Raw genomic sequence first — 15,033 nt, 5'->3', positions numbered from 1 at the left:
TTAGGGTGTTCCCATGTCCGCCCCGCTGAGTTCCGCGAAGACCCAGGCCGCGCTGCGCGCGTCCGCACGGATCTCGCTGCAGATGTTGCTGGTCCTCCTGATGACGGGAGTGACCCTGTGGATCATGGCCCGGGCGTGGTCGGTGATCTGGCCGGTCGTCGTCGCCCTGCTCCTCACGACGCTGACCTGGCCCCTGGCCCGCTTCCTGCGCCGGCACGGCTGGCGCCCCGCCCTGGCCGCGTCCGCCGTGACGGTGCTCTTCCTCCTGGTCGCGGCCGGGACCGTGGTGCTGATCGTGGTGCCGGTGGCGTCGCAGTCCGCCGAACTGGTCGACGGGGTGGTCGCCGGCATCCAGCAGGTGCGTGAGTGGGCCGCCGGCCCGCCGCTGAACATCGGCGACGACCAGGTCACCCAGGCTTTCGACACCGCCATCGCCAGTGTCCAGGACAGCGTCGGCAGCATCATCACCGTCACCCTCACCGGCGTCGGCACCGTCGTCAACGGCGTGGTCACCACCGTGCTGGCGATCTTCCTCATGTTCTTCTTCCTCAAGGACGGCCCACGGTTCCTGCCGTGGCTGACCCGGCAGCTGCCCGGCCGGCTCGCCCTCGACGTTCCGGTGGTGGCCGCCCGGAGCTGGGACACCCTGGGCGCGTTCGTACGCTCCCAGGCGATCGTCGGGCTGCTGGACGCCGTGTTCATCGGCCTCGGCCTGTGGATCCTCGGCGTGCCGCTGGTGCTTCCGCTGGCGGTGCTGACCTTCGTCTCGGCGTTCGTGCCGATCGTCGGCGCCCTGTTCGCCGGGTTCGTCGCGGTGCTCGTCACGCTGGTGTCGAACGGTCCGACGGACGCGCTGATCGTGCTGGCCATCATCATCGTGGTCCAGCAGCTCGAGGGGAACGTGTTCCAGCCGATCCTGCAGAGCCGTGGGCTCGGCCTGCACGCGGCGGTGGTCCTGCTGGCGGTGACCCTCGGGGGCAGCCTGGCGGGCATCGTCGGAAGCCTGCTCGCCGTGCCGGTCGCCGCGCTGATCGCGGTGCTGTGGAACTACGTGCGGGAACAGCTCGCCGACCCGTCGCCGGAGGCGGCCGACACCGCGGCGGAGAGCACCCCGCCCGACCCGGACGACACCGCCCCGGAGACCGGCCGGGCCGCACCGGAGACCGGGAAGGGCCTGCCGGCGGGGGAGACGGTCTGACCGGCCCGACCCGGCCCGGTCAGGGCCGGCGCTCGGCGGGTGCCGCCGGACCGTCCTGCGGCAGGTATCCGCTGGCCTGCAGCTCGAACAGTTCGCGGTAGAGCCCGTCGCGTCCGACCAGTTCGTCGTGGCTGCCCTGCTGCACGATCCGGCCGCGGCGCATCACGTAGATGCGGTCGGCGTGCCGGACGTTGGCCAGCCGGTGGGTGATCAACACGAGCGTCCGCTCCGGATGCCGGCGCAGGTGCTGGAAGAGCGCGTGCTCGGCGCGCGCGTCGAGGGCGGCCGACGGCTCGTCGCAGATCAGCAGCCGGGCGTCGCGGTAGAGGCCGCGGGCGGCGACCAGCCGCTGCCACTGCCCGCCGGACAGGTCCTGACCGTTCTTGAACTCGCGGTCGAGCAGGGTGTCGTAGCCGTACGGCAGGTCGACGATCATGTCGTGTGCCGCCGTCGCCCGGGCGGCCGCCTCGACCGTCGGTCCGGGCTGGTCCGGGCGGCGGTCGTGCCGGCCGACGGTGATGTTCTGGGTGACGGTGAACGGGAACTTCCACCAGTCCTGGCTCAGGACGGCGACCTGCGAGCCGAGGCCGTGCCGGTCGAGCAGGGCGGTGTCGGTGCCGTCCCAGCGGATGACACCGCCGGTCGGCCGGTACAGCCCGGCGACGAGCTTCGCCAGGGTGGTCTTGCCGGAGCCGTTCTCGCCGACCAGCGCGACCACCTCGCCGCGGCGCAGGGTCAGGCTGACCCGGTCGACGGCGGGGGTGTCGGTCGCCGGGTAGTTCAGGCTCACCTCGTCGAGCTCGATGGTCTCGAAGGGCGGGACCGGCCGGCCGCCGGTCGCGCGGGTGTGCCGCCGCGCCCGGTCCAGGAAGTCGCGGAAGTCCTGGTAGTAGAGCGCGTCCTCGTACAGCGAGTTGGTCGAGGCCACGGCGGTACGCAGGCTGGCGAGCGCGGATTGCAGGGCGATCAGCGCGGTCGCGGCGGCGGCGAGGGCGATCACGTCGCCGAGGAGGAGCCCGGCGAGTACGGCGTACACGGCGAACAGCGCGACGCCGGAGACGACGGCGCCGCCCAGCCGGGTGGTGGTCTGCGACCGTACGAGGCGCATCTCCGCCGCGCTCTCGATCGCCATGATCCGCCGGTACTCGCCGAGCAGGAAGTCGCGCATCTGGTAGACGCGGACCTCGGCGGCGGTGTTCCGGTTGGCCATCAGGGTGGCGAGCATCCACATGCGACGGCGGTGGGTGATCCGGGCCAGCATGTTCAGGTAGGTTCGGCGGGCGATCCGGACCGCGGTGACCGCCCCGGGGACGGCGGCGAGCAGCAGGCACGGCAGCAGCACCGGGTGGATGACCGTCACCGCGGCGGCGGTGGCCAGCACCCCGACGACACCGGTGACCAGGTTGACCGAGTCGTCGACGACGGCGGCGGCCTCGGCCATTCCCCGGTCGCGGGCGCGGTCCATCTCCTCGGCGAATCCGGCGTCGTCGAAGGCCGCGAGTTCGACCGCGGTGGTGGCCGCGAACAGCCGCGACTCCACCTCGTAGTTGATCTGCGGCCGCAGCCGGCCCTGGGCCCAGCCGGCGGCGATCGTCATGCCGCCGCGGGCCATCACCGCCAGCGCCGCCAAGACCAGCGCGGGTGCCGCCGCCCGTACCCGGTCCGGGGTGGGGCCGGACGCGAAGAGTTCCCGCAGCACGTTGCTGGTGGCCAGCAGCCCGAACGTGGTCATCACGCCGGCGGTGACGTTCAGGCCGATCGACGCCACCGTGTCCCGCCGGCTGGTCGCCCAGGCCAGGGCGAGCGCTTCGCGCAGCAGGTGCGGCAGCCGCCGGGCCACCGCCCAGAAGCTGGTGTGGGCGACCTTGGTCGTCTGCCGCAGCCAGGCCAGGTCCGCCAGTTCGGGCAGCGGCGTGCCGTCGGCCGGACCGTCCGGCGACGACCCGGCCGCGGGTTTCGCGTGGTCGTCGTCGCGGCCCGTCTTGTGGATCACCGCGGCCACGTGGCCTCCCGGGGTGTCTCGACCGACGGTGGCCCGCCGGCCGGCCGTACGGACTGGGCGGACCGGAACAGGTCCGTCGGGTCGTATCTCGCCTTCACCTCGGCGAGACGGCCCAGGTTGCCGCCGTGGTAGGCAGTCGCCCAGCCGGCCAGGTCGGGGTCGGGGTAGTTGGGGTAGATCCCGCCGGAACCCCACGGCCGCACCGTGGACCACGAGCCGGTGACCCAGTCGTGCACCGCCCGCCGGGCCGGGTCGTCGGCGTCCGGACCCACGTCGGCGTTGTGTTCGAGCAGGAACAGCGCCTCCCGGTGCGGGAACGCGGTCGCGTCCGCCGGCACCCGCCGGTAGGCGCCCCGCCAGGGCACGAACTCCAGTTCCCGGTACTGGCCGGCCACCCGGTCGGCGGCGAGCCGGTCGAGCAGGCGCTCGATCGCCGTCCGGGGCAGCGGGGTGTCGAAGAACTCCGACCGCACCACCCGCCGGCCGGGCCGCTGGCCTGGCGCGAGCGGTGGCGGCCCCGCGTACGGCATGCCGGCGTACCAGTCGTGGACCGTCGCCTCCCGGCCGGTCAGGGCGGTCACCGTACGGCGGAGCGGGGCCGCCCCGATCCGGTCCTCGAACGGGCGCAGTACGGCTTCGGCCCGCTCCGGACCACCGAGCACCACGCCGAACAGCACCGTGAGCGGCGCCAACCCCGGCAGCCCGCCGGCGGCCACGACCAGTTCGGCGTTGACCGTGTCGTCCGCGACCGGCGCCCACCGCTGCCAGTTCTCGACCAGCGTCGCCGCGTGCTCGAAGGTCCAGGTCAGCGCGAACATCGTGGCGGCCGGGGCGGGCCGGGTCCGCAGCACCAGCGAGGTCACCGCACCGAACTGGCCGCCGCCGGCGCCGCGCAGCGCCCAGAACAGGTCCGGGTGCCGGTCGGCGTCGGCGCGCACCGTACGCCCGTCGGCGAGGACGACGTCGGCGGCGACGACGTGGTCGCAGGTCAGGCCGTACCGGCGGGAGAACGGGCCGAAGCCGCCGCCGAGAGCGGCGCCGACGATCCCGACGGTCGGGCACCAGCCGGCCGGCACCAGCCGCCCGGCGGCGGCGAGCCGGCCGGCGAGGTCGCCGATCCGGGTGCCCGGCCCGACCGTCACGGTGTCGCCGGACACCTCGACCGTGTCCATCCCGCCGAGGTCGACGAGCAGGCCGTCGGTGCTGCTGCGGTCGGCGAAACTGTGCCCGCCGCCGCGCAGCGCGAACGGCATGCCGTGGTCGCGGGCGAAGGCGACGGCCCGTACGACGTCCCGGCGCGACGCGCAGCGCAGCACCGCCCGGGGCACCTTCTCGACCAGGCCACGGATCGCCGGCCGGCGGGCGGCGTCGTGCCCGGGCGTACCGGGGAGCAGGAGCGTGCCGTCCAGGCCGGCGGCCAGCCGGTCCAGGGCGATCGGCCGGCTCAACGCACCGGCCGGGGGAGCGGGGGATCGGGCAGCAGCAGCGACGGCAGGGTGGCCTCGGGGTGCATCCGCAGCAACTGGTAGGCGATCCCGCCGGCACCGGCCAGCAACCCGGGCCGGAACATGCCGTTGTTCATCGCCCAGCGCGGGCCGTGCTGCTCCAGGCTACTCAGCACGTAGCCGTCCACGACCTGACGGGTCACCCCGGCCGGCGCCACCCCGGCGGCGATGGCGAGATCCAGCACCTCCCAGCTGCCGAGGTCGCCGTGGCACAGGGTGTGCGTGACGCCCATGCCGGCGGACCAGGCCGACGCCGCCGCCCGTTCGAGCATCCCGTGCCAGTACGGGTCGCCGGTGCCGAGGTCGGCGGCGACCACGCCCATACCGTCGCAGCCGTAGCACCAGTTCGCGGCGACACCGACCGGCTTGCGCGGGTCGCGCCAGCCACCCTCGCCGGGCAGGAAGAGCGCTTCCTGGTACGCGAACGCGGCCTCGGCCAGCTTGCCGAACCGGGCGTCGTCGGTGGCGGTGCCGAGCCGGGCGAGTGCCCAGCCGATGCCGGCCGAGCCGTGCGCGAAGCCGCCGATGCCGTCGGGGGAGCGCGGCCCGGCCCAGCGGGCCCCGTTCTCCCCGGTCCGGGCCGACGTCACGAGCCGGTCGCCGATCCCGATCGCCTCGCCGCGCCACCGTTCGTCGCCGGTCGCCTCGGCCAGCCGGAGCAGCGGCACCACGGCTCCGGCCATCCCGATCAGCAGGTCGGCGAACTCGTCCGCGGCCACCGACTCGGGCAGGTAACCGGCGATGTCGACGGCCCGGCGCAGGGCCTCGTCCGGCTCGACGGCGCCGGACCGGGCCAGCAGCAGCCAACTCCAGATCCGCGACCCGTGGCCGACGTAGCCACCGGCCGGGTCGGGGCGGGCGGTCGGGTGTTCCCGCCGCTCGGCGACGACCCGGTCGTCCATCGTGCGCAGCGTGTGCACGGTCCGGTCGAGCAGGTCGGCGCTCCCGGCCACCGGCTCGGCCCGGCCGCCGGCCACCTCGCTCTGGTGGGCGGCGAGCAACACGGCCACTCCGGGCAGGCCGCCGTAGATGTCCAGGGCGAGCGGCTGGATCGCGATCCCGGTCGGGCCGAGCGTCGGCGATATCCAGGCCACGGTGCCGTCCGGTGCCGATATGGCCCGGTCGATCACCGTCCGGACGATCGCCGCGGCCAGGGTACGGCGGCGCCGGTCGAGCGCGTTGCCCACCGGCGCGGACGGGCGCAGGTGGGCGACGTCCGGGGCGTCGACCTCGTCGCGGTAGGCGCTGACGACCGCGCACTCGATCACCTCCCGGTCCAGGGCGGCGTCCAGGTCGCGCCATCGGACCAGGGCCGATCCGACGAGGTCGCCGACCTCGTCGGTGGCGGTCCCGCCCGGCCCGGTCACCTGCCCCGCCCCGGCGACCACGCCGAAGAACGGCACGTCGCCGACGAGCAGGTCGCCGATCTCCGCCTGGATCGTCTCCGGTGCGGCCGGTGCGCCGGGACTGTTGGCGGCGTGGCCGGCCAGCAGGTCGGCGGCCCGCCGGCGGGCCGCCGGCTCGTCGTGCAGCGCCGACGGGTGCCAGAGCATGGCGCCCAACTCGCCGTAGACGACGGTGTCCCGTACCACGATCCTGATCGGACAGTCGGCGAAACCGCTGAGCAATGGGGCCAGCCGGCCATGGTGGTCCAGGTCGGTGAGGCGGTGGTTCAGTTCGTCGAACCCGTCGACGACGGCGCGCCAGTGCTCACGCAGTCTCGGCTCCGGGCCGGGGTGGTTCTTCGCAGGCGGCCGGGTGATCCGGGCGGTGCCGATCCGGGCCCGGTCCGTGCCGGCGTCCACGATGACCGGCACCTCGACCTCGGGCTGTTCGTCGGGCAGGGCGCCGGCCGCCGACATGTCGGCGCCCCGGAAGCCCAGCGCGACGCCCCGGCCGGGCAGCAGCCCGGTACGCAGGACGGAGGTGCGCAACAGTTCTATGGCCTGGTCCATCGCCTGCCCGTGTCCGGAGGGCCGGGCCGGCGACCGGGGCGTGAACAGGGTCTCGCAGTCCACCACGACCGGCACGGGTCCGGCGGCGATCAGGTTCTCCGCGTGCAGGTCGCTCGCGCCGAACAGCCGGGTCACCGCCAGCCAGTGGCCCAGGCCCCGGTAGAAGGCTCGGAACTCGCCGTCGTCGGCGCAGTACCGGTGTTCGACGTGGGCGGCCCAGCCGTAACCGTCGCGGAGCACGATCTCGGGCACCCGGATCCGGGTCCCGTCGGGTTCGTCGGGCAGCACCGCACGCAGGAAGCCGGCCAGCACCGCGTCGACCGCCAGCGACCGGGGCTTGTAGACCACCCGGGCGGTCGGGAGCCCGATCAGGGCGACCGTCTGGCCGCCGTTGTGGCTGTCGCCGGCGCCGAGGGCGGCGTCGGTCAGTTCCGGCTCGGAGCCGGTGAGCCGCCCGATGGCGGCCCGGTCGGCGACGAACCGGCGGGCGAGCGTCAACCCGGCCCGGCACTGGTCGTCGACCAGGGTGCCCAGCCGGGGCAGGAGCGTGGGGTAGCGGCCGGCCAGGACGTCGCGGAAGGACGGTTCGCAGGCCAGTTCGATCCACTCGTCCCACCGGCCGGCCGGGTCCGGGGCGGTGAGCCGTCCGGTGAGCCGGGCGGCGTGCAGTTCGAGCAGCAGCGCCCGGCCGACCCGGCCCAGCACCCGCTCGTGGAGCACACCGGCGACGACCTGGTGCAGGATGTCGCGCTCGTGTGCTCCGAGCGCACGGATGCCGGCCAGGTCGTCGGCGAGCCCGGTCAGTGCGGGACCGACGAGGCGGGCGACGACCCGGTCGAGGCCGGGGGCCGGGGCTGCCTTCACGGGGTCAGTAGCATTCGATCGGGTACGACCCGGTGCACGGGCCGCATCCGGTGTGCGTGGTGATCCCGCCGCCACCGCCGGTGGCGGTGATGTCGTATTCGGCGTACCTGCCGCTGTTGAACAGTGGTCCGGCCGGGTTCTCCCAGCCGTCGACCGGCGCGGTTCCGGTCAGCCAGCTTTCGATGATCTCGTCGGCCCGTTCCGGTGCCAAGGTGGACATCCGGCGGCTCCCTTCGCATTGATCGGGAAATGAATGTTGCAAAATGTAGCCTCTTGGTGACATTTGCAAATGTCAATGACTTTGGTGTTTGTTTCGGTATCGCGCCATACGGCATACTGTCGGCCTATCCGGTCGACCCGGCCGGGCGACGTGCCGTTACGCGGCGTCCGTCGCCGGCCGGGGGCGGACGCCGGTGCGGCGCGGGTCGCTTCGGGGCGGCGAATGATCCGGCCGCGGTGTTGGTCGGATCTTCGGGATCAGTAGCAGTGGATCGGCATGCCGTTGCAGATCGATCCACTGCACCAGCCGCAACCGGTGACCGAGTTGCTGCCGCCGCTGCCGGTGGCGGTGATGTCGGCTTCGGTGTACTTTCCGCCGAGGAACAGCGGTCCGGCGGGGTTTTCCCACCCGTCCACCGGTTCGGTTCCCGTCAGCCAGCTTTCGATGATCTCGTCGGCGCGCTCTGGAGCCAAGGTCGACATTGGCCGACTCCCTTCAGGTGGGTCATGGAGAAATTGTTACGGCTGTAGCGTGGAGATCGCATTCGTCAATGTCAACATCTTCGGGTACCGGTTTCGGCATTGCGCCACACGAGATATTGCAGACCTGTTCGGTCGGTCCCGGGTGATAGGGCACAGGTCCACCGGGGCCTGACGTCGGGAATGGCCGTCAGTGGCAGTGGATCTGGATGCGGTTGCGGAGCGAGCAGGTCACCAGGTGAGGCCGTCGATGACGCCGCTGACGGTGCCGGCGGTGGTGGTGGCGGTGATGTCGGGCTCGACGTACCTGCCGCCGAGGAACAAGGGTCCGGCGGGGCTGTCCCAGCCGTCGACCAGTTCGGTTCCGGTCAGCCAGCTTTTGATGATCTCGTCCGCGTGTTCCGGCGCCAAGGTCGACATTGGTCGACTCCCTCCGGTCGGATCAGATGGGAATTGCGGTGGGTACGGATGATGGTCCTGTCGGGAGCGACGGGCTGCGCGGTGCGGTGGTCAGCGGCAGTGGACCTGGAAGCCGTTGCAGATCGAGCCGGTGCACCAGCCGCAGCCGGTGATGCCGTCGGTGGCGCCGCCGCCGCCGGTGGCGGTGATGTCGGCTTCGGCGTACTTCCCACCGAGAAACAGTGGTCCGGCCGGGTTGTCCCAGCCGTCGACCAGTTCGGTTCCCGTCAGCCAGCTTTTGATGATCTCGTCTGCGCGCTTCGGCGCCAAGGTCGACATTGGTCGACTCCCTTCAGTCCGGGTGACGAGGTGAATTGCTGCAATTGCAGCGTGTGGATTACATTCGCCGCTGTCAACATCGCCGACTGTCAGTTTCGGTATCGCGCCACACGAGATATTGCCGGCTTGTTCGTCGGTTCGGGGCGCGGCGCGGTTCTTCCCCGCCGCGGGCCCGGGACGGGCCCGCGGCGAGGCTTCGGTCGCCGGTCAGGCGCAGAGGATCGGCCTGCCGTTGCAGATCGATCCGCTGCACCAGGCGCAGCCGGTGACGGAGATGCTGCCGGTCCCGCCGCCGCCGGTGGCGGTGATGTCGGCTTCGGTGTAGATCCCGCCGAGGAACAGCGGTCCGGCGGGGTTGTCCCAGCCGTCGATGGGATCGATTCCGGTCAGCCAGCTTTTGATGATCTCGTCTGCGCGTTCTGGCGCCAGGGTCGACATTGGTCGACTCCCTTCGGTCGGATCGGATGGGAATTGCGGTGGGTACGGATGATGGTCCTGTCGGGAGCGACGGGCTGCGCGGTGCGGTGGTCAGCGGCAGCGGACCTGGAAGCCGTTGCAGATCGAGCCGGTGCACCAGCCGCGGCCGGTGATGCCGTCGGTGGCACCGCCGTCGCCGGTGATGTCGGCTTCGGCCGCCTTCCTTGGTTGAATCACATTAGGAATTGCAGCGTGCGGATTACATTCGTAACTGTCAACGCCTGAGGGTGCCGGTTCAGGTATCGCGCCACACGAGATATTGCCGCCCGATTCGGTCGCTCCCGGGGTGAGGCCGGCTTCCCGCATCCGCCGCGCGCCCGGCCGGGCGGGCACGGCGGACGGACGCGGGCCCTGATCCGGCTTCCCAAGATATCCTGTCCGCCATTATATTGTGGCTCGTGGCAGACAAGGCGATGACGGAGCAGGCGTTCTTCATCCTCACGGCGCTGGTCGGCGAACCACGACACGGTTACGGCATCGTGAGCGAGGTCGCCGACCTCTCCGACCGGCGGGTCGACCTGCGGGTCGGCACCCTCTACGGCGTACTCGGGCGGCTCGTCGACGACGGGCTCGTCGAGCTGGACCGCGAAGAGCCCCACCAGGGGCGGCTGCGCCGCTACTACCGGATCACCGAGCGGGGCGGCGACGCGCTGGCCGCCGAGGCGGCCCGGCAGGCGGCGAACGCGCGGGCCGCCACCCGCCGGCTCCGGGCACACCGGCCGGCGGGCGCGGGTGGTGCGGCATGACCAGCCTGCTCGAAGAGCGCTACCGGCGGATGCTGCGCCTGCTGCCCGCCTCCTACCGGCGGGAATGGGAGGAGGACATGGTCGCGACCTTCATGGAAGGCGCGTACGCGAGCGACCCCGACGATCCCGAGGGCGTCGAGCTGGGCCGGCCCGGCCGCGCCGAGATCGCCAGCGTCGCGGCGCTCGCGCTGCGGCTGCGACTCGGCGGGGCGGATGCCGCGCCCCGCTCCTTCACCCTCGGCGAGGCCGTCCGGCGGGTGGCGCTCGTCGGCCTGCTCGCGCACGCCGTCGGCGCGCTGGTCGGTGCCGCCCTCGTCGTGTGGACCGCCTACCGGCTGCCCGGGCTTCCCGCCGACGCCCTGCCGGCCGCGCTCACCGACCGCTGGCAGGCCCTGTGGGGACTCACCGGTCTGCTGTGGATCCCGGCCTACCTGGCACTGGTGCACGGGCAACACCGCACCGCCCGGGTGCTGGCGCTGGTCGCACTCGCCCCGGTGCTGATCGGCACGGTGGTGGACGTGTCCGCCGACGGCGGCGCCTTCGCCCTGTCCCGGTCGTACTGGCTGCTCTTCGACGCGCTGCCGGTGCTGGCACTGGCCGCGTTCCACGGCGGCGCGCCACCGGTCCGGTCCCGCCCGTGGCTCGTCGCGCTGCCCGCCGGCACCGCGGTCGTCCTCGCCGTGTCGCTGGCCGTATGGTGGGCGGGCCGCCAGGAGGTCACCGCCGACTGGCCCGGGTTGTGGGCCGCCGGGGTGCTCGTCGCCACCGTCGTCCACGCCGCCCGCCGGCCGGCCGCGCCACACTGGACGCTCGCCCTCGGCATGCTCGCCGTGGCCGTACTCGGGCTGCGCGTGGTGACCCTCGTCGACCACCTGACGTTCGCCGTGGCCACCGCGGACCGTCCGGTGCTGCTGACCGTGAACGTCGCCCAGGCGGCGGCGATGCTCGTCGTCGCGGTGGCGCTCCTGGCGGTCTCGCGCCGCGCCATGCGCCGGCTCGCACCGGTCTGACACCCGCCGCGGCCACCCGGGAGGTCAGCGCCGCGGCGCCGGGCCGGCCGGCGCCGCTTCCCGCACCCGCTCGTCGCCGGCCGGCTCGCGGCGGATCGGGACGAGGTGCCACCAGGTCAGGCAGCGCCACACCCATTCCAGTGGGCCGTACCGGAAGCCGCGTAGCCACAGTGGACTGATCACCGCCTGCACCACCGCGATCGCCGCGCCGAGCAGGACGACCGTGCCGTAGCGGGTACCGGAGCCGACGTCGAGCAGCGCGTCACCGGCGACGATCAGCACCGACGCGAGCACGTAGTTGGTCAGGGCCATCCGCCCCATCGGCGCGAGCACCCGGTCCAGCGGGCCGCCCAACGGCGTACGCGACAGCAGCAGGAACCCGGTCACGAACAGGAAGGCGAAGACGAGGCCCGCCGGCAGCGACCGGTAGTGGGCGGTGGGGCCGACGCCGGCCCGGTACTGCAGCACCGCCGCGAGCACCGCGACCGGCACGGTGACCGCGAACGCGACCGCGAGCTGCCGCCCGCGCCGCCGCAACGTGTCCGCGATCCCGTAGCCGGCGACGGCCATGCCGAGCAGGAACAGGCCGGGGATGACGGTGAGGCCGTTGAACGTGACCCCGGCCGCCAGCAGCAGCACCACACCCAGCCCGAGCACCCACCGGCGGGACAGGTATGTCGCCGGCAGCAGCACCAGCAGCCCGAACAGCGCGTAGAACTTCAGCGCCTCACCGGGCTGCAGCAGGCTGTGCAGCGCCCCGAAGACCCCCAGCCACAGCAGCCGGCGCAGCAGCACCAGCCGGGGCCGGTCGGTCCGGCGCTCCGCCGTCCGCAGGAAGATGGCGAAGCTGACCCCGAACAGCAGCGAGAACACCGGGAACGGTCGTTGCAGGAACAGCAGTTCGAAGACGTACGCGTCGAGGTGGTCGGCGGCCGTGCCGGACGCCCTCGGCATCCCGGTCATCTGCACGATGTTCACCATCACGATGGCGGCCAGCGCCAGCCCGCGCAGGGCGTCGAGTTCGGAGATTCGCCGTCCGGTGGCCGGCGTCGCGTTCGGCGGGTTCGCGTCCATGGCCCCAGTCGAACAGCGCGGCCGGGTCCGGCGGCAGCGGGAAAGGTCGCCGCCGGACCCTACTTTCGTCGCATGCCCCGGTCCCCACGTCGGTGATCGGCACGCGTGCCGGGCCGGTCCCGCCGGTCCCGGATACGGTGACGGCATGGGTCCGCTCGCATGGCGTGGCGGCGGGTACGCGGTCGACATCGCGGTCGTGGTGGCCGCCGCCGTGGTCGGCGCCGCCCGGGAGATCGCCGACCCCAACCTCGCCACCAAGCACGTCGCCGCCCCCGTCTGGACGTACGTGGCGGCGCAGGTGCTCGCCGCGGTGCTGCTGCTGCGCCGGCGCACCCGGCCCGGGGCGGTCGCCGCCGGGGTCGGCGCGCTGAGCCTGTTCGCCCCCGCCACCGCCGCCCTCTTCGCCCCGTACGCCGTGACCGCGTACGGGCGGGACCGGCGACGCGGCTGGGCGGCCGTCGGCGTACTGGTGGTGTGCTGGATGGTCGGCGCGCACGCCTGGGCGATCGCCGATCCGTTCTCCGGCCCGGCACTGATCCTGGTCTCCGCCCTGCTCGGCATGTACGTCCGTGCCCGCCGCCACCTGCTCGACGAACTCGCCGAACAGGCCCGCACCGACGAACGGATGCGGCTGGCCCGTGAGATGCACGACGTCGTCACCCACCGGATCAACCTGATGGTGTTGCAGGCGGGCGCGCTCGGGGTGACCACGACCGACCCGGCGACCCGGGCGGCGGCCGCCGAACTGCGCGCGAACGGCTGCCGCGCGCTGGCCGAACTGCGCGACGTCGTCGGGGTGCTGCGCTCCGGCACGCGCACGCCACCGGCCCGCGACGGCGCCGCCGGCGGCCCGGACCACGACGGCACGACCGACGCCGCGCCCGACAGCGTCGTCGCCGACCTGGTCGACCAGTCCCGCGCGGTCGGCCTGCCGGTGACCCTCGCCGAATCCGGCGACCCGGCCACGACCGCCCCGGCGGTGCGCCGCACCCTGGTCCGCGTCGTCCAGGAGTCGCTGACCAACGTCCACAAGCACGCGCCGGACTCGACGGTCACCGTCACCGTCCGCTACGGCCCCGGCGAGGCGCGGGCGGTGATCGCCAACACCGCTCCGGGCCGGCCGCCCGACCCGGCGGTCGCCGCGACCGGCGGCGGCTCGGGGCTGCTCGGGCTGCGGCACCGGGTGGAGATGGTCGGCGGCACGCTGTCGGCCGAGCCGACCCCGGACGGCGGGTTCGCGGTCTCGGCCACGCTGCCGGCGGGGGCGGCCCGGTGATCCGCGTCCTCGTCGCCGACGACGAGCGACTGGTCTGCGCACACCTGCGCACCATTCTCGGCGTCGCCGCCGACATCGAGGTCGTCGGCGAGGCGTACGACGGTGCCGACGCCGTCGAGGCCGTGGTGCGGCTGCGCCCCGACGTGGTGCTGATCGACCTGCGGATGCCCGGCGTCGACGGGCTCGCCGCCATCGAACGCATCGCCGGCTTCGACGACCCGCCCCGGATGATCGTGCTGACGACCTTCGACGTCGACTCGTACGTGCTGCGGGCACTGCGGGCCGGCGCGTCGGGCTTCCTGCTCAAGTCGACCCCACCGGACGACCTGATCGGCCTGGTCCGGGTCGCGGCGGCCGGCCACACCGTGCTGTCGCCGGTCGCGGCGCGCCGGCTGGTCGGCATCGCGGACGGTCCCGCCCAGGCCCGGCAGCGGGCCCGCGGCCTCGTCGCCGCGCTCACCGAACGGGAACGGGAGGTCCTCACCCTGCTCGGCGCCGGCCGGTCCAACCAGCAGATCGCCCGCCGGCTCCACCTGTCGGAGGCGACGGTGAAGGGCTACGTGTCGCGGCTGCTGGTCAAGCTGGAGTGCGCCAACCGCACCCAGGCCGGGCTGCTGGCCCACGAGGCCGGTCTTACCGACGGCTGACCCGGACCGGCGGCCCGGTACGGCGGGACGTCAGGCGGCCAGCCGGTAACCGACGCCGCGTACGGTCTGGATCAGGTCGGTGCCGAGCTTGCGGCGCAGGTAGCCGATGTAGACGTCGACCACGTTCGAGCCGGGATCGTGGGCCAGCCCCCAGACCTGGTCCAGCAGCCTCTCCCGGCTCAGTGCCTCGCCACGGCGACGCAGCAGGGTCTCGGCGAGCAGGAACTCCCGGCCGGTCAGCACCACCGGCCGGCCGTGCACCGTGACGGTCCGCCGGACGAGGTCGAGCTGCACCGGCCCGGCCCGCAGCACGGTGGCGGTGGCCGGACCCCGCAGCCGGGCGCGGATCCGGGCGAGCAGTTCGTCGAACTCGAACGGCTTGGTCATGTAGTCGTCGGCGCCGAGGTCGAGTCCGTTGACCCGGTCCGACACCGCGGCGCGGCCGGTCAGCACGATCACCGGGATCCGTTCGCCGCTGGTCCGGATCTGACCGAGGGTGGTGAGCCCGTCCTGACCGGGCAGCCCGAGGTCCAGCACGAGCAGGTCGTGGCCCGGGCAGAGGGCGGCCGCGTCGGTGCCGGTGGTGGCCACGGTGGGCAGGTAGCCGGCCGCGCGCAGCCCTCTGGCCAGCAACGCGGCGATCCTCGGCTCGTCCTCGGCGACCAGTATGCGATGCACCGAACCACCCCCGCCGGACACGGCACGCGACCCACCCGTCAGCGAGCATCCGTCATTCCCGTCCACGGCGGCGGCGTCTGTCGGATAACCGTCGGCGGGGACCGGATGAGAGGACTCTCATCGGCGCCTGAGAAACGGGTGACGCACCCTCCCGACACTGGCCG

The 15,033-nt window shown here is 73.3% G+C and carries 16 protein-coding genes; 5 read left to right on the top strand and 11 right to left on the bottom strand.

Translation table 11 applies throughout. The annotated features are described in order from the left end of the window. Positions 1 to 13 precede the first annotated feature (13 nt). Positions 14 to 1,198: an AI-2E family transporter gene (locus AB0M79_RS13460; protein WP_364212124.1), complete on the top strand. Its 1,185-nt coding sequence runs from the start codon at positions 14 to 16 to the stop codon at positions 1,196 to 1,198. A 19-nt stretch (positions 1,199 to 1,217) separates the two neighbouring features. Here AB0M79_RS13460 and AB0M79_RS13455 read toward each other — a convergent pair whose 3' ends face one another. The 9 genes from AB0M79_RS13455 to AB0M79_RS13415 form a co-directional block, all read right to left on the bottom strand. Beyond that, complete coding sequence (locus AB0M79_RS13455; RefSeq protein ID WP_364212121.1) at positions 1,218 to 3,200, bottom strand: ABC transporter ATP-binding protein; 1,983 nt, start codon at positions 3,198 to 3,200, stop codon at positions 1,218 to 1,220. Continuing rightward, entirely contained in the window at positions 3,188 to 4,648 is a 1,461-nt protein-coding gene (locus tag AB0M79_RS13450) for an FAD-binding oxidoreductase (protein ID WP_364212118.1), read from the bottom strand. Before AB0M79_RS13450 ends, AB0M79_RS13455 begins: the two co-directional genes overlap by 13 nt. Continuing rightward, entirely contained in the window at positions 4,645 to 7,524 is a 2,880-nt protein-coding gene (locus AB0M79_RS13445; RefSeq protein ID WP_364212115.1) for a type 2 lanthipeptide synthetase LanM family protein, read from the bottom strand. Before AB0M79_RS13445 ends, AB0M79_RS13450 begins: the two co-directional genes overlap by 4 nt. A gap of 4 nt (positions 7,525 to 7,528) precedes the next feature. Continuing rightward, positions 7,529 to 7,744, bottom strand: a complete 216-nt coding sequence (locus AB0M79_RS13440; protein WP_212819812.1) for a DUF6229 family protein — start codon at positions 7,742 to 7,744, stop codon at positions 7,529 to 7,531. Between the two features lie 257 nt (positions 7,745 to 8,001). After that, positions 8,002 to 8,226 carry a DUF6229 family protein gene (locus tag AB0M79_RS13435; protein WP_364212111.1) on the bottom strand — a complete coding sequence of 75 codons (225 nt, stop codon included), beginning with the start codon at positions 8,224 to 8,226 and terminating at the stop codon, positions 8,002 to 8,004. Between the two features lie 228 nt (positions 8,227 to 8,454). Continuing rightward, positions 8,455 to 8,643 carry a DUF6229 family protein gene (locus tag AB0M79_RS13430; RefSeq protein ID WP_364212108.1) on the bottom strand — a complete coding sequence of 63 codons (189 nt, stop codon included), beginning with the start codon at positions 8,641 to 8,643 and terminating at the stop codon, positions 8,455 to 8,457. A gap of 90 nt (positions 8,644 to 8,733) precedes the next feature. Beyond that, positions 8,734 to 8,961: a DUF6229 family protein gene (locus AB0M79_RS13425; RefSeq protein ID WP_364212105.1), complete on the bottom strand. Its 228-nt coding sequence runs from the start codon at positions 8,959 to 8,961 to the stop codon at positions 8,734 to 8,736. Positions 8,962 to 9,168: 207 nt separating this feature from the next. Then, on the bottom strand, positions 9,169 to 9,399 hold the full coding sequence (locus AB0M79_RS13420) for a DUF6229 family protein (protein WP_364212102.1): 231 nt from the start codon (positions 9,397 to 9,399) through the stop codon (positions 9,169 to 9,171). A gap of 90 nt (positions 9,400 to 9,489) precedes the next feature. Continuing rightward, the gene (locus tag AB0M79_RS13415) at positions 9,490 to 9,615 is read right to left on the bottom strand and encodes a hypothetical protein (protein WP_364212099.1); all 126 of its coding nucleotides are present in this window, start codon (positions 9,613 to 9,615) and stop codon (positions 9,490 to 9,492) included. 236 nt (positions 9,616 to 9,851) lie between these two features. Between AB0M79_RS13415 and AB0M79_RS13410 the strand changes: the two genes are divergently transcribed. Beyond that, on the top strand, positions 9,852 to 10,184 hold the full coding sequence (locus AB0M79_RS13410) for a PadR family transcriptional regulator (RefSeq protein ID WP_364212835.1): 333 nt from the start codon (positions 9,852 to 9,854) through the stop codon (positions 10,182 to 10,184). After that, positions 10,181 to 11,194 (top strand): hypothetical protein, encoded by a 1,014-nt coding sequence (locus AB0M79_RS13405; RefSeq protein WP_364212096.1) that lies wholly within the window; start codon positions 10,181 to 10,183, stop codon positions 11,192 to 11,194. The genes AB0M79_RS13410 and AB0M79_RS13405 overlap by 4 nt, the downstream gene beginning before the upstream one ends. Before the next feature lie 24 nt (positions 11,195 to 11,218). Here the strand turns inward: AB0M79_RS13405 and AB0M79_RS13400 are convergent, their stop codons facing one another. Then, positions 11,219 to 12,268, bottom strand: a complete 1,050-nt coding sequence (locus AB0M79_RS13400) for a DUF418 domain-containing protein (RefSeq protein WP_364212093.1) — start codon at positions 12,266 to 12,268, stop codon at positions 11,219 to 11,221. A gap of 145 nt (positions 12,269 to 12,413) precedes the next feature. Between AB0M79_RS13400 and AB0M79_RS13395 the strand changes: the two genes are divergently transcribed. Continuing rightward, complete coding sequence (locus AB0M79_RS13395) at positions 12,414 to 13,544, top strand: histidine kinase (protein ID WP_364212090.1); 1,131 nt, start codon at positions 12,414 to 12,416, stop codon at positions 13,542 to 13,544. Further along, complete coding sequence (locus tag AB0M79_RS13390; protein ID WP_364212087.1) at positions 13,541 to 14,191, top strand: response regulator transcription factor; 651 nt, start codon at positions 13,541 to 13,543, stop codon at positions 14,189 to 14,191. The genes AB0M79_RS13395 and AB0M79_RS13390 overlap by 4 nt, the downstream gene beginning before the upstream one ends. 30 nt (positions 14,192 to 14,221) lie before the next feature. Here AB0M79_RS13390 and AB0M79_RS13385 read toward each other — a convergent pair whose 3' ends face one another. Beyond that, complete coding sequence (locus tag AB0M79_RS13385) at positions 14,222 to 14,869, bottom strand: response regulator transcription factor (protein ID WP_364212084.1); 648 nt, start codon at positions 14,867 to 14,869, stop codon at positions 14,222 to 14,224. Between the last annotated feature and the right edge of the window lie 164 nt (positions 14,870 to 15,033).

It is taken from the genome of Polymorphospora sp. NPDC051019, from assembly GCF_040683055.1.
GTDB classification, from domain to species: domain Bacteria; phylum Actinomycetota; class Actinomycetes; order Mycobacteriales; family Micromonosporaceae; genus Polymorphospora; species Polymorphospora lycopeni.
Note: the sequence above shows the minus strand (reverse complement) of the source record. Positions and strands in the feature narration are given on the sequence as shown.

Coding starts and splice junctions, on each gene's coding strand:
- AB0M79_RS13440 (WP_212819812.1), bottom strand. CDS start 7,744: ATGTCCACCTTGGCACCGGAACGGGCCGACGAGATCATCGAAAGCTGG.
- AB0M79_RS13400 (WP_364212093.1), bottom strand. CDS start 12,268: ATGGACGCGAACCCGCCGAACGCGACGCCGGCCACCGGACGGCGAATC.
- AB0M79_RS13410 (WP_364212835.1), top strand. CDS start 9,852: ATGACGGAGCAGGCGTTCTTCATCCTCACGGCGCTGGTCGGCGAACCA.
- AB0M79_RS13405 (WP_364212096.1), top strand. CDS start 10,181: ATGACCAGCCTGCTCGAAGAGCGCTACCGGCGGATGCTGCGCCTGCTG.
- AB0M79_RS13460 (WP_364212124.1), top strand. CDS start 14: ATGTCCGCCCCGCTGAGTTCCGCGAAGACCCAGGCCGCGCTGCGCGCG.
- AB0M79_RS13425 (WP_364212105.1), bottom strand. CDS start 8,961: ATGTCGACCTTGGCGCCGAAGCGCGCAGACGAGATCATCAAAAGCTGG.
- AB0M79_RS13420 (WP_364212102.1), bottom strand. CDS start 9,399: ATGTCGACCCTGGCGCCAGAACGCGCAGACGAGATCATCAAAAGCTGG.
- AB0M79_RS13430 (WP_364212108.1), bottom strand. CDS start 8,643: ATGTCGACCTTGGCGCCGGAACACGCGGACGAGATCATCAAAAGCTGG.
- AB0M79_RS13435 (WP_364212111.1), bottom strand. CDS start 8,226: ATGTCGACCTTGGCTCCAGAGCGCGCCGACGAGATCATCGAAAGCTGG.
- AB0M79_RS13395 (WP_364212090.1), top strand. CDS start 12,414: ATGGGTCCGCTCGCATGGCGTGGCGGCGGGTACGCGGTCGACATCGCG.